The organism is Limibacillus sp. MBR-115 (assembly GCF_040549425.1).
GTDB classification, from domain to species: domain Bacteria; phylum Pseudomonadota; class Alphaproteobacteria; order Kiloniellales; family CECT-8803; genus Limibacillus; species Limibacillus halophilus.
This window is the reverse complement of record NZ_JBEPTJ010000003.1, coordinates 551,035-573,878: the sequence shown is the minus strand read 5'-3', so window position 1 is coordinate 573,878 and position 22,844 is coordinate 551,035. Positions and strand designations below refer to the sequence as shown.

Sequence of the window (22,844 nt, the reverse complement as noted above, 5' to 3'; positions counted from 1 at the left end):
ACCGGCCTGGCTCAGTCGGAAAAACCTGCCAGGGCCCGCACCTCGGCAGACGATCTCCCAGCTTCGCGTAGTGCGCGCAGAGTCATTGCCGCATCGCGTTTCGCCAGCCGCCGACCGCCGTCGTCCAGCAGAAGCCCGTGGTGATGCCACTCAGGGACCGGCAGCTCCAACAGGGCCTGCAACAGGCGGTGGATCGCAGTGGCGGGCATCAAGTCTTCGCCGCGTGTTACGAGCGTGACGCCCTGCAACGCGTCATCCAGCGTGACCGAAAGATGGTAGCTCGTCCTGATATCCTTGCGCGCCAGAACCACATCACCCAGTGCTAAGGGATCGGCTGTCTGCCGTCCGCGGCCCAGGTCACGCCATTCCAACGGTCCGACCTCCGCCGCGGCGCGCTCGACATCCAGACGCCAGGCGTGGCCTTCGCCACGTGCAATCCGGTCGCGGCGCTCACGGCCGTCCAAATGGCGGCAAAGGCCGGGATAGAGCTGCCCTTCGGGACCATGCGGTGCGCCGCCGGCGCGGGCGATCTCTTCCTCTATCTCTTTGCGTGTGCAGAAGCAGGGATAAAGCAGCCGCCGTGCGGCCAGTTGCTCCAACGCCTCCCAGTAGTCATCCAAATGCTCCGACTGACGGCGTACCGGGGTTTCCCAGGTTAGACCCAACCACGCCAAGTCCTGATAGATGGCGTCTACGAACTCCGGACGGCAGCGGGTGACGTCGATATCCTCGATCCGCAGGAGGAATCGTCCCTCAGGCCCTGCAGCGCGCTGCGCGAACAGGGCGGCGTGGGCGTGGCCAAGGTGCATCAGGCCCGTCGGAGAGGGCGCAAAACGGGTCACGTGGCGGATTTTGCTTCCTGTCATGGGATGCGCGTAGCCGAGACAGGCGATAAAGTCCAGCCATGACCAACGAAGCCAAGCAAGATGAGACGCAGCGCTACGCTCTGGAAGCGCTGGCGCAAAAGGATAAAAAGCTCGCGTCTGCCTACGCGCATTGTGGCCTGCCGCCGCCGCGCGGTCATGAAGCGGGGCTGGCGGGCCTCCTGCGGATCGTCATGGCACAACAGGTTTCTGTGGCCTCGGCCCGGGCCATTATCGCCCGCCTGGAGGAGGCCAGTCCCGGATTGAAGGCCGAAGACCTGATCCATTTTGATGAGACGAGGTTGCGTGGCCTCGGGTTGTCGCGCCAGAAGGCCGTGTACCTGCGTGGCTTGGTGACGATGGTGGAAAGAGGGGAATTGGATTTCCGGCACCTGGTCGAACTGGATGACGAGGCCGCCATAGCCTACCTGTGCCGCGCCAAGGGAGTTGGGCGCTGGACGGCGGAAATTTACCTGTTGTTCAGCCTGGGACGGCCGGATGTCTTTCCGGCCGGAGATCTCGCTTTGCAAGTCGCCATGCAGCGCTTGCTGCGCATGCGTGAACGTCCTGATACCAAGAAGGCGGCGGCGGTTGCCAAGCGGCGCTGGCGTCCCTACCGTGGCGCGGCGGCGCGCTTCCTGTGGCATTTATATCGCCATCCGGGGTTGCCTGATTGAGTTAACGAAAGTTGGGAAAGGGTGGTTATGGCGTTAATGGAACTGGATGGACCACGTGCGGAACCGGCTTCGGGAGGGCCGGCGAAATCGTTGGTGATTTTCCTGCATGGCTTGGGTGCGGACGGCAATGACCTGATAGGCTTGGCTCCGTTGCTCAGTCAGGTGCTGCCAGATACGGCCTTCGTTTCGCCCAATGCGCCGGAGCCATGCGATATGGCGCCGAGCGGTTACCAATGGTTCAGCCTTCAGGACAGATCGTCGGGTCAGGTTCTCTCCGGCGTTCAGGTGGCGGCACCTCAGTTGGAGGCCTTCATCGCGCGTGAAGCCGAGCACTACGGTCTTTCGCTCGGCTCTGTGGCTCTGGTCGGATTCAGCCAGGGCACGATGATGAGCCTTTACGTTGCGCCGCGTCTTGCCGAGACGGTGGCCGGGGTCGTTGGCTACTCAGGAGCGCTGGTGGCGCCGGAACGTTTGCCGCAGGAGATCAAAGTTCGGCCGCCGATCCTGTTGATACATGGCGACGCCGATCCGGTCGTCCCCTCCGCGGCTTTGACGGCGGCAACCCAGGCGCTGCTATCAATGCAGTTCAAGGTCATGTCGGACCTGCGCCCTGGTCTGGGTCATTCCATCGACGAGGAAGGGTTGAGCCTGGGCGCGGCCTTCTTGCGTCAGGTTCTGGTGGAAGGAGGTTTGCCGGAAAAACCGTAAGCGGCGTTCTTTGACGGTTAGATGAAGAATTCGATGACGAAACCACAATATCTTGTAGCTCTATCGTGGATAAGGTAAGAGTTTAGGGAAGTTGTTGCGAAACGCGGGGCCTGGACGACATGCACGTCGATCGCTTTCAAACGCTGGTGCTGAATGCGGATTTCAGGCCGCTGAGCTATTTTCCACTGTCTCTTTGGGGTTGGCAGGATGCGGTCAAGGCGGTTTTTCTCGACCGCGTGAACATCATCGCCGAGTACGAGCACGAGATTCATTCTCCCAGTATCAAGATGCGTCTGCCGAGTGTGATCTCACTACGCGAGTACGTGAAGATGGATCGCCGTCCGGCCTTCACCCGCTTCAATGTGTTTCTGCGAGACGGTTTTACCTGCCAGTACTGCGGTGACCGGTATCATGCCGAGTGGCTGACGTTCGATCATGTGATGCCACGCTCACGCGGCGGCCGGACGACCTGGGAGAACGTTGTGGCCGCCTGCCAAAGCTGTAACCTCGTAAAGAGCAACCGGACGCCTGAGGAATGCGCCATGCCGGTCCTGCGACCGGCCCGTGTGCCTACTGCCTATGAGTTACAGAAGAATGGGCGGAGGTTTCCGCCTAATTTTTTGCATGAAAGCTGGAATGACTACCTGTACTGGGACAGCGAACTGGAAGACTGAACCAGCTGGAACAATGCCTTATTTCTACAAGCTCAAATCTTTTGCGATAGCCAGATCGCGAGCCGCGACCCAGCCTTGATGGCGCCGGTCAGCAACGTATAGCCCGGCGCTTCTTCCGCGCCTTCCTCAAGGCCGATATCGCGGTGTTCGAGTTCTTCTTCACGAAACTTCTCGATTGTCGCCCTCAACGGCGCTTCTTCCTTGTTGCCGGAAAGTGCATCGGCTTGGGCTGCGTAGTGCTCGTCGATGGTTTCTTCGATCGCGACCGTGCAGGCCATCGCGGCTTTCTCGCCCAACAGCGCGGTGCCTGCGCCTAGGAGGAAACCGGCGACATGCCAGACCGGCTGCAACGCCGTCGGTCTGACGCGGCGTTCCAAGATAAGCCTGTCGAAGGTGTCCAGGTGCTCTTTCTCCTGTTCGTACATTTTCCGAATCAGCGGCCCGCTGCTGCTGTCTCCCAAGACCGCCAATTGCCCCTCGTAGATTCGCCGCGCGCCGTACTCTCCGGCGTGATCGACGCGGATCATACCGGCGACTTCGTCCTCCGGCAGAGGATCGCCTGGCAGGTAGCGCCGCCTTTTTGATGCGGTACGCGTTGTTTTCGCCGCAGTCATTGTTTCGTCTCCCGCTTCAAGCTCCGCGCTGCCACTGCCGCGCCCAGGAACGCCACGGGAGCCATAATCATGCTGGCGATGAAATTGTAACCGGCCATGGAGATGCCGAACAGCGACCAGACAACCTCGTCGCAGGGAACCACCTTCTCACGCCCCAGAATCGCATCTTTCAATTGATCGATCGACATGTCGGTGCTGATGGCCGTGGAACTGCAGCCGGGCAGACCTTCCCACCACTTCTGCTCCACTCCGACATGGAATCCCGCCATGAGGGCGCTGATATCGAGGATCAAACCCAGTGATAAAAGGACTGCTAGAAGGGCGACACCCTTGGGCTTCACGCCCAAGGCTACGAGCGTTATGGCGATCACCAATCCATGTGGGATGCGTTGATAGAGGCACAGTTGGCAAGGCTCCAATCCGCCGATGTACTGAAAAGCATAGGCCCCCCCTAAAAGCAGGGCGCTGCCGTACAGTAGCAATGCCAGGAGCATCCGTGGCGATATGGCGGTCATCTGCATTGTCTGGCCTTCTCCTGTCGCCTCTTATTGCCCTAGAACAAGTATTTGATGGTGATAAAGCCGCCGATCAATAGTGCAAAGCTGCCGATGGCCACGAGTCCGAGGTAACGCTCGACGAAGGCGCGGACCGGTGGTCCAAAGTACCAGAGAATTGCTGCTTCCAAAAAGAACCTTGCACTGCGTGAGACGATAGAAGCCGCCAAGAAGATCGCCAGATCCATCTGCGTTAGGCCGCTGGCAATGGTGAAGACTTTGTAGGGTAGGGGCGTGAAACCGGCGCTCGCGACAATCCATAGGCCCCACTCGTTGTAAGCGTCCTGGAACTTAGCGAAGGCTTCGTTATAGCCGTAAAAATCCAACAAGGGCTGGCCGATGCTATCGAACAGGAAGAAGCCGATCGCATAGCCGAACAGGCCGCCGAGCACCGAGAAGATGGACGCAATCAGCGCGACCCGCCAGGCACGGCGTCGCTCTGCAACGATCATTGGTACGATCAGCGCGTCAGGCGGGATGGGAAAGAAAGAACTCTCGATGAAGGAAACAACGGCCAGCACCGTCATGGCATTCCGGCGGCCCGCCATATCCAGCGTCCAGTCGTAGAGTTTCCTCAGCATTGCGCCCTTTTGCCCCCTTGGCCGGATACGGTTCAAGCGCCCGCGAATAAAGGGGGCTCCATTTTCCTCGTTCCCTGCTATCAGGCCGCAAGACCGGGAGCAAGCAAGAACACGGAAGCCGATAGGATGCCGCGTCCTTGTTTGCGCCCAAAGGGGTCAGGAAAGATTCAGCGTGCCCGCGAGGTGACGCTTGAGGGATTGGACCTCGGGGCTTGCGCGGTCGCGGGGTCGTGGCAGATCCACCTCGATCACCTCGGCGAGACGGCCGGGTTGTCCGCGCAGCACGGCGATCCTGTCGCTCAGGACGACGGCTTCCTCCAGGTCATGTGTCACGAACACCATCGTGAAGCGGCCCTTTTCCCAAAGGCTGAGGAGGTGATCCTGGAGCTTATCTCTGGTGAAGGAATCCAGTGCCGAGAAAGGTTCATCCAGCAGCAGAATCTTCGGGTGCCGGGCGATGGCCCGGGCGATGGCGACACGCTGTGCCATGCCGCCGGACAATTGCTTTGGCAACTGCTTTGCAGCGGCGGCCAGCCCCACTTGAGAGAGCGCTTCGTCGATCAGCCTGTCCTGTTCTTCGGGAGGCAGGTCAAGCAGGGCGAGCCTTACGTTTTCGCGGACTGTCAGCCACGGCATCAGGCGCGGCTCCTGGAAAACCATGGCGATGTCCGGATTGGGGCCGGTGACCGGTCGGCCGGCGATGGAAACTTCCCCCTCGCTGGCGTTGTCCAGGCCCGAGAGAATGCGTAGAAGCGTTGATTTTCCACAGCCGCTGGTACCAACAAGACTGACGATCTCGTGCTCTGCGACACTCAAGTCGAGCGTGTCGAGCGCTAGGCGCGGTGGCCCTTCGGGGGCCGGGAAGGTTTTGCTGACGGCGTTGATTTCAAGCATTTCCCTGGCCCTTGTTCATACCGGAAAAGGAATCCTGCCAAGCAAGCAGGGGGCGGGTAAGCATGGCCAGCAGGCCATCGGTTGCCTTGCCCGCGAAGGCGAAGAGCAACAAGCTTCCGACGATGATGGAGGGATGCCCCGTCATCTGCCCGTCGATCATCAAGAATCCGAGGCCCTCGGATGTTCCCATCAACTCCGCCGCAATGACGAACATCCATCCCAAGGCTAGCCCGGAGCGCAGGCCGACGACATAGGACGGCAAGGTCGAGGGGACCAGAATGTAGCGAAGCTGCTGGAACCGGGAGAGGCGGTAGATACGTCCGACTTCGACCAACTTTCGGTCGCTATCCTGAATGGCGCTCATCAGGTTGAGATAAACCGGGAAAAATACACCAACGGCAATGAGTGTGACCTTGGGGGTCTCGAATATGCCAAACCAGAGAATAAACAGGGGGACCCAAGCCAAGGACGGAACGGCTTTCAATCCCTGGATCGTCGGATCAAGGAGCTCGCGCGCCAAACTGGACGCACCAGCCAACGCACCCAGGATCGTTGCCGCGAGCACGCCGACACCGAAGCCCCAGGCGACACGCAGGCTGGTAACCCAGAGATGATTGAGCAACTCGCCGCGCTGCCAGAGATAATGCAACTCCTCCACGACCGCGGTCGGCGAGGGGACGAGGTGCGCGGCAAAAACGCCCAGTCGGCTCAGAACCTCCCAGGCCAACAGCAAAAGCAGGGGAACGACCAGCCCCTTGCCGCGTTTCAGCAGCCCGGCTGTTGCCCCCTTGGGGAGGCTGGCAGCGACGCCTTCCAGCGTCGCTGCCTCAACCGGGCGCCGTCGAATGAGGTCGACCAGCGCCATGCCTTTATCTCCCTTATTTGGCCGCAAGGTTGACGATGAAGGAGGAGTCGATCAGATCGTCGACCACCTGCTCCACGTTCACTTCCGGCTTCAGCACGCCGATGCCCTGAAGAACTTTGGCTGTCTCAAGGAAGGTCGTGCGATGCTCGGCGCCGATAACCGGGTTGGTGATATCGGTACGCTCGCTCAGCTGCTTATCGGCGACTTCGTCCGTCAAACGGGCTGCCTCGACCAGAACTTCACGCAGTTCCTCGGGATGCTCCAAGGCATAGCGACGGGTCCTCTCGTAGATACGCAGGACACGTGTCACGAGATCGGGATGCTCGTCGGCGAAGGCCTCACGGACGTTCAGGATGCCGTAGGTGTTCAGGTCCGGTGCGCGGAAGAAAAGTTTGGCGCCTGATTCCAGCTCGGCTTTGGCCATGTGTGGGTCGAGACCGGCCCAAGCATCAACCTGACCCTTTTCCAGGGCAAGATAGCCATCGGGGTGCTGCAGCAGGACGGTTTTGATGTCGCTCTCGCTTAATCCCTCAGCCGCCAGTGCGCGCAGCAAGAAGATGTGCGGGTCGGTGCCACGGGTCACAGCGACGCTCTTGCCTTTCAAATCGGCGACCGTCTCGATGCCGGAGTCCGGCTTGGTCACCAATGCCGTCCACTCCGGCTTTGAATAGACATAGACCGCCTTGATGGGAATGCCGTTGGCACGGCCGACCACGGCCGCGGAGCCAGCCGTGGAGGCGAAATCGGCACTGCCGCCGTTGAGGAACTCGAGCGCCTTGTTAGAGCCTAGGCTGAGCAGCCAGCGGACATCGATATCGTCCTTCGCAAACTCTTCTTCCAGCCAACCCTTTTTCTTCAAGAGAAGGGCCACCGGGTTGTAGTAGGCATAATCTACCGTGACCGTATCCGGTTTTTCCGCGGCGGAGACGTTGAAGGGAGCAACGGCAGCAATACCCAAAGCGACTGCCGCGCCGGTAAGTGTCTTAAGGAAGGTTCGTTTCGTGGTCGTCATGATCATCTACTCCTTTGACTTGACTGGCGACCTAAGCGGACGCCGTTTCGGTTTCACCGAGGTTCCGCTTGCCAAGTCAGGAGTACCGATCGTTTGCGATATCGTGCCGGTAAAAACAAAAAAGACCCGGCGCTTGCAACGGCGGCGGGTCCTGGCCCGCTCGCTTTAGCAGTATTTTTTAAGCGCCCCGCAAGCTGAACCTCAAATCGGCGCTGTGAAGAGAGTTAAGATTATACGCCTGTCCACTGTCAACCATAAAAATAACACAAAAAAATATTGTAAATAAATTAGCATCTTTCGGTCTTGCGCGAGACGGGGATGAAGCTAATATGCGCCGCGACCCCCACGCACCCTGCCCGGGTGGCGGAATTGGTAGACGCACCGGACTCAAAATCCGGCGGTAGTGATACTGTGCGAGTTCGAGTCTCGCCCCGGGCACCAAAACTTCATGACCTAATGTGAAGTGAGAAAAAATATGTGGCGACAGCGCCATTTGGGGGGAACCATGTCTTATTGGCGGGCCATTGGCCTTTACGCGCTTACCTATGCCTTGCCAACGCTTGCAATAGGATTTTTCATCGTCATTCCCGGGTCTTGTATCGACGGGTTCAATGAAATGACCATCGGCTTCGTGGGCGCGGTTCTGGGCGCATTGCCGCCCTTTCTGTTGCTTTTGTGGCAAACACGAAAAGCTTCGGTTGCCTGACATGCAGCGGATCTATCGGTTCATTAACGCCAACGCGCGACGGCCGCGCGGTTTGATGGGGCGTTTTCTCGGATGGCTATGGGCTTGGGAATCCCGAGCAATCAATGACAAGGCTATCGCTCTCTTGGATCTGGAGTCAGGCGATTGTCTTTTGGAGATCGGCTTCGGACCGGGCGAGACGATCCGCCGGGTTCTTGCAAGGTATCCAGGGTTGAGGGTTATCGGCATCGAATCATCGGACCTCATGCTGAAGCTTGCCACGGCGCGAAACGAGGATGCCATCTCAGACGGCCGCTTGAGCCTGCGCAAGGGCGCTTCCGGTGTCGTTGCGGAGTTAGGAGAGGTCTGCACGCATGCGCTGCTCGTGCATTGTCTCTATTTTCTTGATGATTTGCAGCAGACCTGTGAGCGCCTTTCGGGCGCACTCAAATCCGGTGGCGTTCTGGTGATTGCCGCAGTGGTGACGGATGCCGAAATACCGGCAAGATTCATGACGCCGGCTTACAATTTCCGAAGCACCGCTGAAATTCTGGCGGCGCTGGAGACAGCCGGAATGCATGCCGAGGTTCACCAGGACGAGGGGGGAACCCACGGGGCGCTAAGGTGGTTCCGTGCCACCAAGCCATGATCGCCCGCTATCGGTGCAGCGCTTCGAACTCTTCGACATTTCGGCGAGCGGATTGGACGAAGGGGCTCATCCTGACACCGCCCAGGAACAGATCGGCCGCCAGCTTCCCAGGGTAGGAAACCGGCCTTTTGAAATGCAGCAGCAGTACGATCCGCTCCTCGTCGGTTCGGTTGTGGACCTCATGGTAAAAGGTATCATCGAAAACGATGGCCTTGCCAGCCTCCCAGGCAAGTGTTTGATCATCAACCTGAATGGTACAATTCTGCCGGTCCCTTGGAACCATCAACCCTAGGTGACAGGTTAGGATTGCCTTGGTGACGCCTTTGTGGCGAGGGATGACGGCCCCGGGTGCCAGAACAGAAAAGAAAGCCGAATTGAGGCCGGGAATCTGCTCGACGATTCGCGTTGTCTCCGGACAGCGCGCGCAGTTCTGATGCATCTTGTAGCCATATCCCCGGAGGAAGAACGTCCGCCACTTGTTGTCGGTAGCTATACGATAATGGTCTGGGGAAATTTCCTGCAGGCTAGGCAGCGGCGTCCGCTTCTCCACGATGTCGGCTACTTCTTGCCGAATGAGTTTCCAGTTGGCTTCAAGATCCTTTGTGAAGCTAAACACCCCGGGTTCAAAGACCGGGCGATCACCCACCACGGAATCTCGCGCGATCCAGCGATTGAAGGCAGGGCGCAATTTCTTACCCACGCGCACGATCGCAGATTGTTTTTCCTTCTTCGTAGACGTCGGATCGGCTGATATCTTCTGCGCCGCCATGGACATTTCCTTTCGCAGTCGATTTTGCTTTCCATGAAGGACCAGGCATTGTCCCACCTCAGGCATTTGAGTGCAATTATAGCGGCGCCGGATGACAGGACTTTGATCTGGGTCATAACGGTGAAGAGAAAAGCGTGCGGCGCCGACACTGGGCTGAAGTCGAAATTGCTATTGCACTGCATCGCCGCAAAAGTTCCCTTGCTATCGATGTAATTCTATCATTAAAGTTGCACTGCAACAAAATTTGCTGCGACGCAATGATAGTGATTGAGGGATAGAGAATGCAGGAACTGCACGGATACTACATTGAGGACCTGGAGCCCGGCATGAGCGCGATCTACGCGAAGACCGTGACGGAAGCGGATATCGTGATGTTCGCCGGTCTCTCGGGCGATACGAACCCCGTGCACCTGAACCAAACCTTTGCCGAGGGCACGATGTTCAAGGAGCGGATCGCCCACGGCATGCTCTCCGCCAGCTTCATTTCCACCGTGCTTGGTACGCGGCTTCCGGGCCCAGGCTGCATATATCTGAGCCAGACACTGAACTTCAAAGCGCCGGTGCGTATTGGTGACACTGTGGTGGCGCGTGTGACGGTTCGCGAGGTCAACCGGGAAAAGAAACGCCTGGTCGTCGACACCGTTTGCACGGTCGGCGATACACAGGTTTTAGACGGCGAAGCCAAGCTGATGGTAGCCAGCCGGGCCAAGTTGGCGCCCGGCAATGAAGCAGCGGCAGTGGTCGCCGCCGAGTAATCAGCGGCCAAAGCGGCAAGCATTTGCAGATTTAGAGCGCCTGGAACGGCGCTCTTTTTCGTTCTGGAGCCTGCATGGGCTCCTGAAGATTGTTAGCAGGCCCGTGGGTTTTCCGTGACGATCCTCCGGCGGCGGGTGTATCTTGCAACTGTCCATTTTGTAGGCTGTATTTGTACGCGATAACCATCCTCTAGGAGATTAGCCGAATGGCCCAGCATGCGCCCTTTTCCGGCGTTCTTTCGCCGGTACTTACCCCCTTCGATCGGAATCTGAACCCAGACACGGCTCGCTTTGTCGACTTTTGCAAACATCTGTTGGCAGAGGGCTGCAATGGCCTGGCTGTGTTTGGAACGACCAGCGAGTCGAACTCGTTGGGGGTGGATGAGAAGCAAGCGTTGCTTGAGGCTCTGGTGGCAGGCGGCGTCGACCCGGCGGCTTTGATGCCCGGTACTGGGTTGTCGGCCCTTACGGAAACGGTGCGCTTGACCAAAGCGGCCGTTCACGCGGGCTGTGGAGGTGTGTTGCTGTTACCGCCTTTTTATTACAAAGCCATCAATGACGAGGGGCTGTTCGCCTACACCAGCGAGGTCATTCAGCGGGTCGGAGATAGTCGCCTGAAGATCTACCTCTATCATATTCCGCCGGTCGCCGTTGTTGGTTGGAGCCTGCCGCTGATCGAGCGTTTGAAGAAAGCCTATCCCGAGACGATCGTGGGCCTTAAGGATTCCTCAGGCGATTGGAACAACACGAAGGCGGTGCTGGATGCCTTCCCCGGATTTGGCGTCTTCTGCGGGTCGGAGATTTTCCTGCTGGATACCTTGAGAAACGGTGGCGCCGGTTCGATCACGGCGACGGCCAATATCAACGCCCGGGCGATACGCCATCTCTACGATCACTGGCAGGATTCCAACGCAGACGCGTTGCAGGCGGGAATCACGGCTTTCCGAAAGGTACTTCAGCAAAAACCGGCGATCCCAGCAATGAAAGCCCTGCTGGCTCACGCCGAAGGCCAGGAAAGCTGGCGCGCCGTGCGGCCGCCGCTCCAAGCCCTGAACGCAGAGGAAGGTCGTCAGCTTGCTGAGGCGCTCAAACCTTTGGGATTAGCCGCCGCGGCCGAGTAGGCGGTTACTCGGCGGCGCTGGCGGTTGCTTGCGGGTTCTCCAGCGCCTTGAGCAGTTCGGTCTCGCGCGCCTTGGCCTTCTGGAGATTTGCTTCCTTGATATGCCCGAAGCCCCGAATCTGGTCGGGAATTTGAGCAATCTCGACCAGGAGTCCGAGGGTCTCCGGACGGAGATTCTTAAGGAGTGTCTTTTCGACCTGGCTCAGATAATCGTCGCGAAGCTTGCGCTCCTGACGGCGTTCTTCGCTGCGCCCGAAAATATCGAGCGGCCCGCCGCGCAATCCTTTGAATTTGGCCATAATTTTGAAGGCTTTGAGAATCCAAGGGCCAAATTCCTGCTTGATGAGATGCCCGGTCTGGGGGTCGCGTTTGGCGAACAGCGGTGGCGCCAGATGCAGGGTCAGCGTGCCGCCGTCTTCGAACTGCTCCTTAAGCGCCGCTTCGAAACTGCCGTCCGTATAGAGGCGGGCGACTTCATACTCGTCCTTGATGGCCATGACCTTGAAGGCATAGCGCGCGACGGCGTCACTTAGGGCTTCGCTACCCGGCACGGCATCACGTTCGGCTGCCCGAACCTTCTCCACCAAGGTACGATAACGCGCCGCGTAAGCCTTATTCTGGTAAGCCGTCAAGAAGGCGGTGCGCCGCTCGATCACCTCATCCAGGGTCTCGCTGAGCTTGCGATCGGGGATTTCACGTTCGGGCTTGGCCAAACGCATCACCGAGTCCCGATCGTGCGCCATGCGGCGGCCCCAGAGGAAGGCCTTGCGGTTGAAGGCGATAGCGACGCCATTCAGCTCGATGGCTTGATCGATGGCCTCGACGCTGACAGGAACCAGCCCCTTCTGCCAAGCATAACCCAGCATGAAGAGATTGGCCGCGATCGAATCACCCAAGAGCGCCGTGGCAACCTGCGTCGCGGGCACGAAGTCCGAAGCCGTCTCGCCGGTCGCCTCGGCAATCAATTCGTGCAGTTCCTTGCCGGGGACGCGGAAGTCCACGTCGTGGGTGAAGGCTCCGGTGATGGTTTCCTCGGTATTGACGACGGCTTGCGTGAAGTCGCTTCGCATCTTGGCACGCACATCCGAAGAAGCGGTCGTGACCAGGTCGCAGCCGACGATCAGATTGGCGCCGCCGGCGGCGATGCGCACCGCCTGGATGTCCTCCGGCTTGTTGGCGATGCGCACGTGTGTCGTTACCGCGCCGCCCTTCTGTGCGAGTCCGGTTTGATCGAGGATCGAGCAGCCTTTGCCCTCGATGTGCGCTGCCATGCCGAGTAGGGCGCCGATGGTCACGACCCCCGTCCCACCGATGCCGGTTACAAGGATGCCGTAGGGTTCGCCAATAATCGGCAGCGTCGGTTCGGGGAGAACCTCCCAGACGTCCTCGGCGGTGGTTGCGGCTTTGCGCTTGCGCGGCTCGGCGTCATGCACCGTCACGAACGAGGGGCAGAAGCCCTTGACGCAGGAGTAGTCCTTGTTGCAGCTCGATTGATCGATGCGCCGTTTACGTCCAAACTCGGTTTCCAGTGGTGTGACGGATACGCAGTTCGATTTCACGCCGCAATCGCCGCAGCCCTCGCAAACCAACTCGTTGATGAAGACGCGCTTCTTGGGATCGGGGAAGGTGCCGCGCTTGCGGCGCCGACGCTTCTCGGCAGCGCAGGTCTGGTCGTAGATAATCGCCGTCACGCCGGTCATCTCACGCAGTTCGCGCTGAATGGCATCCAGGTCATCGCGATGGCGCAGCGTCGTGTTGGCGCCCCAGGCGACGCCGACCGGATACTTCTCCGGTTCATCGCTGACCACGACGACCTTACGCACGCCTTCGGCGGCGATCTGTCGGGAGATGATCGCTGGGTCCAGGGGGCCATCATGCTGTTGCCCGCCGGTCATTGCCACGGCATCATTGAAAAGGATCTTGTAGGTCATGTTGACCTTGGCCGAGACAGCCGCTCGGATGGCTAGAAGACCCGAGTGGAAATAGGTTCCGTCGCCCAGATTCACGAAGACATGCTTGGTCTTGGAGAAAGGCGCCTGACCGATCCAGGAAGCCCCTTCACCGCCCATCTGGGTGAAGGTTTCGTTGTCCCGGTTCATCCAGATCGACATGAAATGACAGCCGATGCCCGCCAGTGCGCGGCTTCCTTCCGGCACGTTGGTCGAGGTGTTGTGCGGGCAGCCCGAACAGAAGTAAGGCGTGCGCTCCATGGGCGCCTTGTGGGCCTCCAGCGCGGCTTCCTTTTCCTCGAGGAACTTGAGGCGCCTGTCGATGCGTTCGCTCTTGTAAAAGCGTTCGATGCGCCGCGCGATCACGCGGGCGATCAGCGCCGGGGTCAGTTCACCATGGGAAGGAAGCTGTGGCTTCCCGGTCTCGTCGAACTTTCCGATCACCCGGGGGCGCACGTCCTCGCGCCAGTTGTAGAGTTGCTCCTTGACTTGGTTTTCCAGCAGCGCGCGTTTTTCCTCGACCACCAGAATCTCGTCCAAACCTTCCGCAAAGCTGCGCAGTCCCTCGCGTTCAAGTGGCCAAACAAGGGCGACCTTATAGAGCGAGAGGCCAAGTTCGGCGGCCAAATCGTCATCGATCCCCAAATCGTCCAGCGCCTGCTGTACGTCCAGATACGACTTGCCGGTCGTGACGATGCCGAAGCGGCGTTTGGGGCTGTCGATCACGCGGCGATCAAGCTTGTTAGCGCGTGCAAAGGCGAGCGCTGCGTAAAGCTTGTAACGCATCAGCCGCTCTTCCTGCTCCAGTCGCTCGTCGGGCCAACGGATGTTCAGGCCTTCCGGCGGCATTTCCACGTCCTGAGGCAGCACGATCTTCACGCGCTGCGGGTCTACGTAAACGCTGGCCGAGGAATCAACGGTTTCGGCGATGGTCTTGAAGCCGATCCAGCAACCGGAAAAGCGGCTCATCGCCCAGCCATAAATGCCCAGGTCCAGGAATTCCTGCACGCCCGCCGGGTTCAGGACCGGGATCATGGCGTCAACGAAGGCGTATTCACTCTGATGCGCGACTGTCGATGATTTGGCGGTGTGATCGTCACCGGCAAGCAGCAGGACGCCTCCGTGCTTCGCCGTTCCGGCGTGGTTGCCGTGTTTGAAGACATCCCCCGAACGGTCGACACCCGGTCCCTTGCCATACCACATGGCAAAGACGCCGTCGTAGTTGAAGTCGTTGAAGATATCGCCTTGCTGGCTGCCCCAGATGGCGGTGGCGGCCAAATCCTCGTTGACGCCCGGCTGGAAGTAGATGTGGTTTTTCTCGACGAAAGGTTTGGCTCGGTGCAACTGCTGATCGACCGCCCCCAGCGGCGACCCGCGATAGCCAGAGATGAAGCAAGCCGTGTTCAAGCCCGCTGCCAGATCGCGCTGGCGCTGCATCATCGGCAAACGCACCAACGCCTGTGTCCCGTTCAGGTAAACCCGGCCGGTTTCCAGCTCGAACTTGTCATTGAGTGAGACCGCTTGCAACGCCATCCCGTCCGTCCTCCAGTTCAGCAAAAACTTCATCGCCGTCTTCTCGAGCGATTCTTCTCCGCCGCTCTGGGAAGATTCGAGCCTCTTGCAAGATGTCGGTAAAGGCAACCTCTCATGCAAGATAAGATTATAGGTAAGCAATACTGACCTTTTTGGCAAGATTATTCTTGCTGTGGTCTGAGTGACAGGCAGACGGGGCTATTCGCAGCCTTTACGGGTTGTTACCCTTGGCGGGCCGATTGATTGAGGGGGGAAAGACCGCATGGATTCGACCGTCATTTTCTTGATCGTTCTAGCTGTCGCGGCGCTGATTCTTTACGGCCTCTACGTGAAGGTCATTTCGACTCGGAACAGGGCTCTAGAAGCATTGGCATCCATCGATGTGCAATTGCGTAAACGTTACGATTTGCTGCCCAACGTTTTGAAGCTGGCGGCGCGGTACATGGAACACGAGCGCGATTTGTTGAATGAGGTCACGCGGTTGCGGAGTCGGTTCCAGGAAACCGAGCGCCCGAAAAGCGGCGAAGCCGCTGCGGAGCACCTGGGCGTTGTTCAAGCACTGGAAAAGCAGGTCGGGCGCCTAATGATACAAGTGGAGGCCTACCCGGACCTAAAGGCGGAAAAGCCAATCCAGGAAGCCATGGTGCAGTTTTCAGAGGTCGAGGGGCATATATCGGCGGCACGTCGGTTCTATAATTCGGCGGTAACGGATCTCAACAACCTCGTACAGATTTTCCCAACATCAATGATCGCGGGCTGGGTAAAGGTTAGCGAGATGCCTTACTACGAAGTCGAAGAAGAAGCCGTTCGCCAGCCCATTGACGCGGACGACTACTTGAAGAGGTGAAGGTGTGCCACAGGATGACGCCGAAAGCCGGTCATTCGACGTGTTGGGGCCGCGGTTCGCGGGGTTCGAGGACTTCTGGCGGCGTGAAATTGAGCCAAACCTGGATGCACAGAATCGAAAGCGTCGGCAAAGTCTCGCAATAATCGGCGTTTCACTGCTGATCGGTGGCGCGCTTGGCGTTGCCAGCTTTTTCTCGACCGATGAGATGCAGGTGATCAACCCAATGCTGATTGTTCCGGCGATCCTGGTCGGTGGTATCGGCTGCGGTTGGGCTGCCAGACGCTTGGCCGATAGCGAAGGTAGTTTGCTGACGGCGATCTTTGGGTACCTGGATCTCGACTACAGCCGTGTGGCTGGCGTATTTCCCCTGGACCGCTTCAGGGAGTTGGGGATCCTGCCATCTTATGACCGGTCTAAACTTGAGGACCGGGTGCGGGGTCAGCACGCAGGCGTCGCGTTTGATATCGCTGAGGCGTATCTGGAGGAAAAGCGCACCCAGAACACCAAGAATGGCACCAAGACAACCTATGTTACGGTCTTTGACGGACTGTTGATCCGCTGTGGGTTCTTGAAGCCTTTCTCGACGCGTGTGCTGGTCAAGCGCGATGCGGGCTGGTTGGCCGGTGCGCTGAGTGGGCTGTTCGGCGGTGGCGATAAAGTACGGTTGGAGGACCCGCGTTTCGAAGAGGTTTTCGAGGTGTACTCGAAAGACCAGGTCGAGGCGCGTTACCTCCTGACGCCGCTTTTCATGGAGCGGCTCCTGGCACTGGATCGGCGCTTCGGCGGTGGGCAAATGGCCTTGGCCTTCGAAGGCCAGGAAGTTTGGATCGCCCTGCGGCAAGCTGGAGATTCTTTTCGACTAGGGAGCCTCTGGCGCGGCTACAGCCGTGCGAGCGTCGCCGCGTTCTTGAAGGCGCTGGCGGAACTTTTCCTCCTAATCGAGGAAATCAACGCACGCGGGTCGATTTCAAGCGGCCCGCGTGCCTGATTCGTCGGACCTTGTATCAGGCCTTGTATAGGCTATCCATCAAGGCGCCGTAGTGTTGCTTGATGACGTGACGTCGGATCTTCAACGTCGGGGTCATCATTTGATTGTCGACGCTGAAGGCTTCGTCCGCGATTTGGAATCGCCGGACCTTTTCCAGCAATGAGAGGGATTTGTTGACCCTTTCGATGGCAGCATTCATCGCTTTGCGGAAATCCTGGTCGTCGCGCAGTATCGACAGATCGCTGGATTTGCCGTTTTCACGGGTCCATTCGCGCAACCAATCGGGATCGGGCACCAACAGGGCGACGAGATGCGGTTTCTTGTCGCCAAAAGCCATGGCCTGACTAATTTCGGGCTGCAGCGTCAAGAAACCCTCGACACGTGCGGGCGATACATTGTCGCCGCCGGAAAGTACGATGATATCTTTTTTGCGGTCGGTAATTTCCAAATAGCCGTCTTCGTCCAAGCGGCCGATATCACCGGTATGCAGCCAACCGTCCTGGATAACACGCGCCGTGGCTTCTTCGTCGCGCCAGTATCCGCGCATGACCAGTTCGCCGCGGACCAGGATTTCACCGTCGGCAGCTATTTTCACATCAACGTCGGTCAAAGCCGGGCCTACCGTGTGTATCTTGATGCAGCTCGGCGGGTTGGCGCATATGACGGGCGAGGCTTCGGTCTGCCCGTAGCCTTGAAGCAATCGTAGACCGAGCGCAATGAAGAAGGTGCCGATGTCCGGGTTGAGCGCCGCGCCACCCGAGACGAATGCCTTCAACCGGCCGCCGAACCGGAGGGCCACCTTCCGACGGACCAGCCGATCGGCGATCACATCCTTGATACGGTCGAGCAACGTTAGACTGATAGGGTCGCGGTAACGCTTGATACCGATTTCCACAGCCATGTCGAAGAGCTTCTTCTTCAACCCACCCTGCTTGTTGATCCCACGCTGGATGCGTTGATGCATCGACTCATAAAGGCGGGGAACGGCGGTCATGATCGTCGGGCGTACTTCGGCCAGATTGGTCAGCAGCTGTTCAACGCTTTCGGCGTAATAGATCTCCGCGCCTATAGACATGGGAAAGTACTGACCGGCGGTGTGCTCATAGGAATGGGAGAGGGGCAGGAAGGACAAAAAGACTTCCCGGCCCAAGCCGAATTCCTCCAACAAATGATAGGCGCCCATGCAATTGCAGAGGATGTTGCCGTGGCTGAGCATCACGCCCTTGGGCGTGCCGCCGGTTCCGGATGTGTAAATGAAACAGCAGACGTCCTCGCGCTTGGCGCGGCGGACAATATCCATCACATCGTCCGGCAATTCCTTCCCTCGGCGCATGACATCGTCCCACTGGTGGATGTCGAGAGTCGAAGATTGGTCGATGCCGGGATCTTCGATCGCGACGACGAAACGGCATTCCGGTGCTTTGATCGCAGCCGGTAGCAGCCGACTGGCCAAGGCATTATCCGAAACGATGGCACCAATGGACTGGCTGTGATTCAGGATATGCTGGTTGTCGGTTTCGGTGTTGGTGGTATAGGCCGGCACGGTGATCGCGCCCGCCGATACAATGGCCAGATCGGCAATGAACCAGTTTGGCGAATTCTCCGCCACCAGCGTCACGCGGTCGCCGGGTTTGACGCCAAGGTCCCGCAGGCCGCGCGACAACGCCTTGACCCGCTCGGCGACCTCCCGCCAACTCAACGCTTGGTACGTTCCATCAACTTTCTGCCAGAGAAAAGGATTGTCCCCTTCGGACTCTACCTGATGATAGAACAATGCCGATAGGCTAGGCCAAGCTTTGTAATCCATGGGCAGTCCCCCGTTTCTTTCCCCAATGCCGGCTCCATAGTAGCCGAAATTTCATAGTCTTTTTGTTCTGGTTTGTCCGATACGCTTGGCGAAAGGACAAATGCCACCTATATCGTCCAACGTTAGCCAACATCTCGCCGAGGTATGACCTTTGTCCCAAGACAACGCCGAACGCTCCGCCGACCAGCTTCCCACCTGGAATCTCGATCATCTCTATCCTGGCCCCGACTCGCAAGCAGTCAAACAGGATTGTTCGGATGCTGCGGCGAAGGCCAAGGCTTTTCGCCAGGACTACGAAGGTAAATTAGCGGGATTGAGCGGCTCGGAACTTGCAGCAGCCATCTCGGACTATGAAGCGATTGAGGAGACACTCGGCCGTTTGATGAGCTACGCACAGTTGCTCCATAGCACAGATATGACTGATGCAAAGGTTGGGCGTTTCCACCAAAGCATTCAGGAGACGGTCACTGGAATCTCTGCGCAGTTGATTTTCTTCACGCTGGAGTTGAACCGGCTAGATGACCGGGACTTGGCCGAGAAGCTGAAGGACAGTGCTCTGGCGCGGTATCGCCCTTGGTTGGAGGAGCAGCGTGCTTTCCGGCCGTACCAGTTAAGCGAGGACCTAGAGCGCATTTTGCATGAAAAGCATGTCACGGGCCGCGCTGCCTGGAATCGCTTGTTCGATGAGACCATGGCAGCCCTTAAGTTCCCGTTGAACGGCGAAGAACTGACCGAGGCGCAGATTCTCAACAAACTGACCGATCGCGATGAGAATACGCGCAAGGCTGCGGCGAAGTCGTTGGCATCGGTGCTGAAGCAGAACCTCAGACTTTTCACGCAGATCACAAATACCCTGGCCAAGGACAAAGCGATCGAGGATTCCTGGCGCAAGTTTCAAAAGCCGGTGTCGTCGCGCAATCTGGCGAACGTTGTCGAGGACGAGGTTGTCGAATCGCTCGTGGAGGCAGTTCGTTCGGCCTATCCGCGCTTGTCGCATCGCTATTATGCCCTGAAGGCTAAGTGGTTCGGACGCGAGAAGTTGGAGTACTGGAACCGCAACGCACCTTTACCGCAAGCTAATGACCGCCGAATCGCCTGGGGCGAAGCCGAGAAGCATGTGCTCACGGCTTATGGGGAATTCTCGCCACGCCTAGCCGAAGTCGGCGAGCGTTTCTTTTCGCAAGGCTGGATCGATGCCGACCCACGCCCCGGAAAGGCATCGGGCGCGTTCTCGCATCCCACCGTTCCGGGAGCACATCCCTATATCCTGATGAACTACCAGGGGCGCGTGCGCGACGTTATGACCCTGGCCCATGAGTTGGGTCATGGGGTGCATCAGGTGTTGGCGGCCGATCAGGGATATTTGATGGCGAACACGCCGCTGACCTTGGCGGAAACCGCGTCAGTTTTCGGCGAGATGTTGACCTTCCAATCGCTGCTGCGCAGCGAGAGCGATCCCACCCGGCGCAAGATCATGCTCGCCGGGAAAGTGGAGGATATGTTGAACACAGTCGTGCGTCAGATTTCCTTTCATGAGTTCGAAACGATCGTTCATGACAAGAGACGCGAGGGCGAGTTGCTTCCCGATGAGCTCTGCGACATTTGGATGGAAACCCAGCAGGCCAGTTTGGGGCCGTCGCTGTCGTTCGACGACGACTACAGAACCTTCTGGTCGTATATCCCGCATTTTGTGCATGTGCCCTTCTACGTGTACGCCTATGCGTTCGGCGATTGCCTGGTGAACTCGCTATACGCCGTTTATCAGGAAGCCGAGGCGGGCTTCGCCGAAAAGTACCTCGAAATGCTGGCCGCCGGTGGCAGTAAGCGTCATAAGGAGCTATTGGCGCCCTTCAATCTGGATGCCTCGGATCCGGCGTTTTGGGGTAAGGGGTTGTCCGTCATCGAATCGATGATTGATGAACTGGAGCGGCTGGACACGTCAATGTGACCCGCGCAGGGAACAAGGGTTTCACGGAAGCGCAGTAGAATCAATTCGACCGGTGCCCTAACCAGCGTCGGGTGCGGGATGCTTGCGTGTGCTGGGCAAATTGCTCAGACTGAATCCTGTAAAACGATACAAGACGCCGCGTACGGGGGCAGTCCGCCTCCGCGATATCCTTCGCGTAGGGCGGGTGCGCACTCGTTAGAGCGAGCGCAGCACAGGGAGGATGTCATGCCGAATAGCGAGTCGCCTGGAAAAGCCCAATCGGGGCCGCGTTGCGCGGCCATTGTCGGATCTTATGGCAGCGGTAAGACCACGCTGCTCGAATCTCTGCTTCATGCCGCTGGCGCCATACCGCGCCGGGGTTCGGTTAAAGATGGCGCCACGGTCGGCGATGCGTCCGCAGAAGCGCGATCGCACGGCATGTCCACAGAGCTCAATTTCGCGCATTGCAGTTTCTTGGGAGAGACGTGGCACCTGATCGATGCGCCCGGCTCGGTAGAGTTGCTGGAGCTATCGTATCAAGCTCTGCTGGTTGCAGATGTCGTGGTTGTCGTGACGGAACCCAATCTTGATCGCCTGGCTATCCTCGCACCGCTCTTCAAGTTCATGGACAGCCACAACATTCCGCATGTTGTTTATGTCAACAAGATGGATAAGTCCGATTTGCGCGCGCGCGATCTAATGGCTGGATTGCAGGAGGTTTCCGAAAAACCGCTCGTATTGCGCCAAGTTCCAATTCGTGACGGCGAGGCCGTGACCGGCTTTGTCGATCTTGTCAGTGAACGCGCTTACGCTTATCGCGAAGGCCAGCCTTCGGATCTGATCGAGATGCCCGATGAGATGCGTGACCGCGAGGGCGAAGCCCGTCAAGAGCTATTGGAATCACTGGCCGATTTTGACGATGACCTGCTTGAACAGTTGCTTGAAGACAAGGTTCCGGCGACCCAGGAGGTTTATCAACAATTAGCCGCTGATCTGCGCCAGGATCTGATTGTTCCGGTTTTCCTGGGGTCGGCAGAGCGTGAGAACGGTGTAACCCGGCTTTGGAAAGCCTTGCGGCATGAAGCGCCGGAGGCGTCAACCACGGCCAAACGCCTGTCGTTGGAAGGCAAGGGCTCTTATCTTGCCAGTGTCTTGGCGACGCAGCACCATCCGCATACAGGGAAACTCAGCATGGCCAGGGTCTGGCGCGGCCCGCTGGCAGAAGGCGCGAATGTCGTTGGTGAGCGTCTGTCCGGACTTTACCGGGTCATGGGGGGAGAGACCGAAAAGCTGGCGCGGGCCGAAAGTGGCGACTTGGTTGCGTTGGGTCGCCGAGACAACCTTGCGACCGGGGCGTTATTCGACGAAGCCAACATCACCTATCCGGATGTGTTAAAGCCGGAATCTCCCGAGCCGGTCTACGCCGTGGCCGTTGAGCCGGAAAACCGCCAGGATGAGGTGAAGTTGACTGCCGGCTTGGCGAAGTTGGCTGAGGAGGACCCCTCGATCAGCAGCATTATGCGTGAGGATACGGGGCAGTTGCTGTTGCGCGGCCAGGGCGAGGTGCATCTGAAGCTAGCCGTTGAGCGTCTCAAGAATAAGTTCAATGTCGCCGTTCGTACCGACAGACCGCAAACCGGCTACAAGGAGACCATTCGCAGATCGGCGGATCATCATTCGCGCTATAAGCGCCAGAGTGGCGGCCACGGGCAGTTTGCCGACATAAAGATTCGGATCAAGCCACGCGAACGGGGTAGCGGTTTCCAGTTCAGCGATAGCGTTGTCGGTGGATCGGTGCCGCGCAACTACATCCCGGCGGTTGAATCAGGCGTTCGGGAATCCCTGGTCCGCGGTCCCCTGGGCTTTCAGGTGGTCGATCTGGAAGTTGAACTCTACGACGGCCAACACCATTCTGTAGATAGCTCCGATCAGGCTTTCAAGATTTGCGGGCGTCAGGCAATAACCGACGCGCTCGTCGAGTGTGATCCCGTGCTCCTGGAGCCAATACACCTCGTAACCATCTCTGTTCCGCAAAGCTTCACCAACCGTATTCATGGGCTGATAAGCAGCCGTCGAGGCCAGATTCTGGGGTTTGACGGTAAGGCGGGTTGGACGGGTTGGGATGATCATCAGGCCTACATGCCGGAATCCGAACTTCAGGATCTCATCATAGAGTTGCGGAGCTTGACCCAGGGTACCGCCTATTTTACCGCTGTCTTTGATCACCTGCAGGAACTTCAAGGCAGATTGGCAGATCAGGTGGTTCAGGCTCGCCAGGCGGCACAATAGGCAAGATCGGTAGGCAAGACGCCTTAAAGCGGGTTAACTGGCGCAGGAACATCAAGCACCTGATCGGTGCTGGCTAGATAAAGA

Annotated in this window: 22 protein-coding genes, 1 tRNA gene and 1 riboswitch; of the genes, 13 read left to right on the top strand and 10 right to left on the bottom strand. The window is 58.5% G+C overall.

Annotated elements, in window-relative coordinates:
• Positions 1-11: 11 nt before the first annotated feature.
• Positions 12-866, bottom strand: coding sequence for a tRNA glutamyl-Q(34) synthetase GluQRS (gene gluQRS, locus ABIE63_RS09585; protein WP_354504215.1), 855 nt, complete (start codon positions 864-866; stop codon positions 12-14).
• A gap of 38 nt (positions 867-904) precedes the next feature.
• On the opposite strand from gluQRS, the gene ABIE63_RS09580 reads away from it, so the two are divergent.
• From ABIE63_RS09580 to ABIE63_RS09570, 3 genes are all read left to right on the top strand, one after another.
• Entirely contained in the window at positions 905-1,540 is a 636-nt protein-coding gene (locus ABIE63_RS09580; protein ID WP_354504213.1) for a DNA-3-methyladenine glycosylase 2 family protein, read from the top strand.
• Between the two features lie 27 nt (positions 1,541-1,567).
• Positions 1,568-2,248, top strand: a complete 681-nt coding sequence (locus ABIE63_RS09575) for an alpha/beta fold hydrolase (RefSeq protein WP_354504212.1) — start codon at positions 1,568-1,570, stop codon at positions 2,246-2,248.
• Positions 2,249-2,367: 119 nt separating this feature from the next.
• Positions 2,368-2,922, top strand: coding sequence for an HNH endonuclease (locus tag ABIE63_RS09570; RefSeq protein WP_183416135.1), 555 nt, complete (start codon positions 2,368-2,370; stop codon positions 2,920-2,922).
• A 32-nt stretch (positions 2,923-2,954) separates the two neighbouring features.
• On the opposite strand, the gene ABIE63_RS09565 is transcribed toward ABIE63_RS09570, so the two are convergent.
• The 6 genes from ABIE63_RS09565 to ABIE63_RS09540 all read right to left on the bottom strand — a co-directional run bounded on the left by ABIE63_RS09565 (position 2,955) and on the right by ABIE63_RS09540 (position 7,442).
• Positions 2,955-3,536, bottom strand: coding sequence for a demethoxyubiquinone hydroxylase family protein (locus ABIE63_RS09565; protein WP_354504210.1), 582 nt, complete (start codon positions 3,534-3,536; stop codon positions 2,955-2,957).
• Positions 3,533-4,057 carry a disulfide bond formation protein B gene (locus ABIE63_RS09560; RefSeq protein ID WP_221205782.1) on the bottom strand — a complete coding sequence of 175 codons (525 nt, stop codon included), beginning with the start codon at positions 4,055-4,057 and terminating at the stop codon, positions 3,533-3,535. The genes ABIE63_RS09565 and ABIE63_RS09560 overlap by 4 nt, the downstream gene beginning before the upstream one ends.
• 32 nt (positions 4,058-4,089) lie before the next feature.
• Positions 4,090-4,671, bottom strand: a complete 582-nt coding sequence (locus ABIE63_RS09555; protein ID WP_183416133.1) for a YqaA family protein — start codon at positions 4,669-4,671, stop codon at positions 4,090-4,092.
• A gap of 156 nt (positions 4,672-4,827) precedes the next feature.
• On the bottom strand, positions 4,828-5,565 hold the full coding sequence (locus ABIE63_RS09550; RefSeq protein WP_354504208.1) for an ABC transporter ATP-binding protein: 738 nt from the start codon (positions 5,563-5,565) through the stop codon (positions 4,828-4,830).
• Positions 5,558-6,430, bottom strand: coding sequence for an ABC transporter permease (locus ABIE63_RS09545; RefSeq protein WP_354504207.1), 873 nt, complete (start codon positions 6,428-6,430; stop codon positions 5,558-5,560). The genes ABIE63_RS09550 and ABIE63_RS09545 overlap by 8 nt, the downstream gene beginning before the upstream one ends.
• Before the next feature lie 13 nt (positions 6,431-6,443).
• Positions 6,444-7,442 (bottom strand): aliphatic sulfonate ABC transporter substrate-binding protein, encoded by a 999-nt coding sequence (locus tag ABIE63_RS09540; protein ID WP_354504206.1) that lies wholly within the window; start codon positions 7,440-7,442, stop codon positions 6,444-6,446.
• Between ABIE63_RS09540 and ABIE63_RS09535 the strand changes: the two genes are divergently transcribed.
• From ABIE63_RS09535 to ABIE63_RS09520, 4 genes are all read left to right on the top strand, one after another.
• Positions 7,432-7,611, top strand: coding sequence for a hypothetical protein (locus tag ABIE63_RS09535; RefSeq protein WP_183416129.1), 180 nt, complete (start codon positions 7,432-7,434; stop codon positions 7,609-7,611). The two genes, ABIE63_RS09540 and ABIE63_RS09535, sit on opposite strands and share 11 nt — an antisense overlap.
• Positions 7,587-7,665, bottom strand: a riboswitch (SAM riboswitch). (Overlaps the previous gene by 25 nt.)
• Before the next feature lie 131 nt (positions 7,666-7,796).
• Positions 7,797-7,883: transfer RNA gene (locus tag ABIE63_RS09530), tRNA-Leu, on the top strand.
• Positions 7,884-7,947: 64 nt separating this feature from the next.
• Complete coding sequence (locus ABIE63_RS09525; RefSeq protein ID WP_354504205.1) at positions 7,948-8,148, top strand: hypothetical protein; 201 nt, start codon at positions 7,948-7,950, stop codon at positions 8,146-8,148.
• A 1-nt stretch (position 8,149) separates the two neighbouring features.
• Positions 8,150-8,776, top strand: coding sequence for a trans-aconitate 2-methyltransferase (locus ABIE63_RS09520; RefSeq protein WP_183416127.1), 627 nt, complete (start codon positions 8,150-8,152; stop codon positions 8,774-8,776).
• A gap of 7 nt (positions 8,777-8,783) precedes the next feature.
• Here the strand turns inward: ABIE63_RS09520 and ABIE63_RS09515 are convergent, their stop codons facing one another.
• Positions 8,784-9,545, bottom strand: a complete 762-nt coding sequence (locus tag ABIE63_RS09515; protein WP_354504204.1) for an aspartyl/asparaginyl beta-hydroxylase domain-containing protein — start codon at positions 9,543-9,545, stop codon at positions 8,784-8,786.
• 281 nt (positions 9,546-9,826) lie between these two features.
• Here ABIE63_RS09515 and ABIE63_RS09510 point away from each other — a divergent pair, with 281 nt between their 5' ends.
• Positions 9,827-10,300 (top strand): MaoC family dehydratase, encoded by a 474-nt coding sequence (locus tag ABIE63_RS09510; RefSeq protein WP_354504203.1) that lies wholly within the window; start codon positions 9,827-9,829, stop codon positions 10,298-10,300.
• Positions 10,301-10,506: 206 nt separating this feature from the next.
• On the top strand, positions 10,507-11,421 hold the full coding sequence (locus ABIE63_RS09505) for a dihydrodipicolinate synthase family protein (RefSeq protein WP_354504201.1): 915 nt from the start codon (positions 10,507-10,509) through the stop codon (positions 11,419-11,421).
• Between the two features lie 4 nt (positions 11,422-11,425).
• Here the strand turns inward: ABIE63_RS09505 and ABIE63_RS09500 are convergent, their stop codons facing one another.
• Positions 11,426-14,935 carry an indolepyruvate ferredoxin oxidoreductase family protein gene (locus tag ABIE63_RS09500; RefSeq protein ID WP_354504200.1) on the bottom strand — a complete coding sequence of 1,170 codons (3,510 nt, stop codon included), beginning with the start codon at positions 14,933-14,935 and terminating at the stop codon, positions 11,426-11,428.
• Positions 14,936-15,164: 229 nt separating this feature from the next.
• Here ABIE63_RS09500 and ABIE63_RS09495 point away from each other — a divergent pair, with 229 nt between their 5' ends.
• Positions 15,165-15,749, top strand: a complete 585-nt coding sequence (locus ABIE63_RS09495; protein ID WP_354504199.1) for a LemA family protein — start codon at positions 15,165-15,167, stop codon at positions 15,747-15,749.
• 4 nt (positions 15,750-15,753) lie between these two features.
• Positions 15,754-16,737, top strand: coding sequence for a DUF3137 domain-containing protein (locus tag ABIE63_RS09490; RefSeq protein WP_354504198.1), 984 nt, complete (start codon positions 15,754-15,756; stop codon positions 16,735-16,737).
• A 16-nt stretch (positions 16,738-16,753) separates the two neighbouring features.
• On the opposite strand, the gene ABIE63_RS09485 is transcribed toward ABIE63_RS09490, so the two are convergent.
• On the bottom strand, positions 16,754-18,544 hold the full coding sequence (locus ABIE63_RS09485) for a long-chain fatty acid--CoA ligase (protein WP_354504197.1): 1,791 nt from the start codon (positions 18,542-18,544) through the stop codon (positions 16,754-16,756).
• 151 nt (positions 18,545-18,695) lie between these two features.
• On the opposite strand from ABIE63_RS09485, the gene ABIE63_RS09480 reads away from it, so the two are divergent.
• Positions 18,696-20,492 (top strand): M3 family oligoendopeptidase, encoded by a 1,797-nt coding sequence (locus tag ABIE63_RS09480; RefSeq protein WP_354504196.1) that lies wholly within the window; start codon positions 18,696-18,698, stop codon positions 20,490-20,492.
• A 225-nt stretch (positions 20,493-20,717) separates the two neighbouring features.
• A complete protein-coding gene (locus ABIE63_RS09475; protein ID WP_354504195.1) occupies positions 20,718-22,760 on the top strand; it encodes an elongation factor G in 2,043 nt (680 codons plus the stop codon).
• The last annotated feature ends 84 nt before the right edge of the window (positions 22,761-22,844 follow it).

Coding starts and splice junctions, on each gene's coding strand:
- ABIE63_RS09500 (WP_354504200.1), bottom strand. CDS start 14,935: ATGAAGTTTTTGCTGAACTGGAGGACGGACGGGATGGCGTTGCAAGCG.
- ABIE63_RS09495 (WP_354504199.1), top strand. CDS start 15,165: ATGGATTCGACCGTCATTTTCTTGATCGTTCTAGCTGTCGCGGCGCTG.
- ABIE63_RS09520 (WP_183416127.1), top strand. CDS start 8,150: ATGCAGCGGATCTATCGGTTCATTAACGCCAACGCGCGACGGCCGCGC.
- ABIE63_RS09510 (WP_354504203.1), top strand. CDS start 9,827: ATGCAGGAACTGCACGGATACTACATTGAGGACCTGGAGCCCGGCATG.
- ABIE63_RS09515 (WP_354504204.1), bottom strand. CDS start 9,545: ATGGCGGCGCAGAAGATATCAGCCGATCCGACGTCTACGAAGAAGGAA.
- ABIE63_RS09580 (WP_354504213.1), top strand. CDS start 905: ATGACCAACGAAGCCAAGCAAGATGAGACGCAGCGCTACGCTCTGGAA.
- ABIE63_RS09560 (WP_221205782.1), bottom strand. CDS start 4,057: ATGCAGATGACCGCCATATCGCCACGGATGCTCCTGGCATTGCTACTG.
- ABIE63_RS09525 (WP_354504205.1), top strand. CDS start 7,948: ATGTCTTATTGGCGGGCCATTGGCCTTTACGCGCTTACCTATGCCTTG.
- ABIE63_RS09540 (WP_354504206.1), bottom strand. CDS start 7,442: ATGACGACCACGAAACGAACCTTCCTTAAGACACTTACCGGCGCGGCA.
- ABIE63_RS09550 (WP_354504208.1), bottom strand. CDS start 5,565: ATGCTTGAAATCAACGCCGTCAGCAAAACCTTCCCGGCCCCCGAAGGG.
- ABIE63_RS09555 (WP_183416133.1), bottom strand. CDS start 4,671: ATGCTGAGGAAACTCTACGACTGGACGCTGGATATGGCGGGCCGCCGG.
- ABIE63_RS09475 (WP_354504195.1), top strand. CDS start 20,718: ATGCCGAATAGCGAGTCGCCTGGAAAAGCCCAATCGGGGCCGCGTTGC.
- ABIE63_RS09570 (WP_183416135.1), top strand. CDS start 2,368: ATGCACGTCGATCGCTTTCAAACGCTGGTGCTGAATGCGGATTTCAGG.
- ABIE63_RS09575 (WP_354504212.1), top strand. CDS start 1,568: ATGGCGTTAATGGAACTGGATGGACCACGTGCGGAACCGGCTTCGGGA.
- ABIE63_RS09545 (WP_354504207.1), bottom strand. CDS start 6,430: ATGGCGCTGGTCGACCTCATTCGACGGCGCCCGGTTGAGGCAGCGACG.
- ABIE63_RS09485 (WP_354504197.1), bottom strand. CDS start 18,544: ATGGATTACAAAGCTTGGCCTAGCCTATCGGCATTGTTCTATCATCAG.
- gluQRS (WP_354504215.1), bottom strand. CDS start 866: ATGACAGGAAGCAAAATCCGCCACGTGACCCGTTTTGCGCCCTCTCCG.
- ABIE63_RS09565 (WP_354504210.1), bottom strand. CDS start 3,536: ATGACTGCGGCGAAAACAACGCGTACCGCATCAAAAAGGCGGCGCTAC.
- ABIE63_RS09505 (WP_354504201.1), top strand. CDS start 10,507: ATGGCCCAGCATGCGCCCTTTTCCGGCGTTCTTTCGCCGGTACTTACC.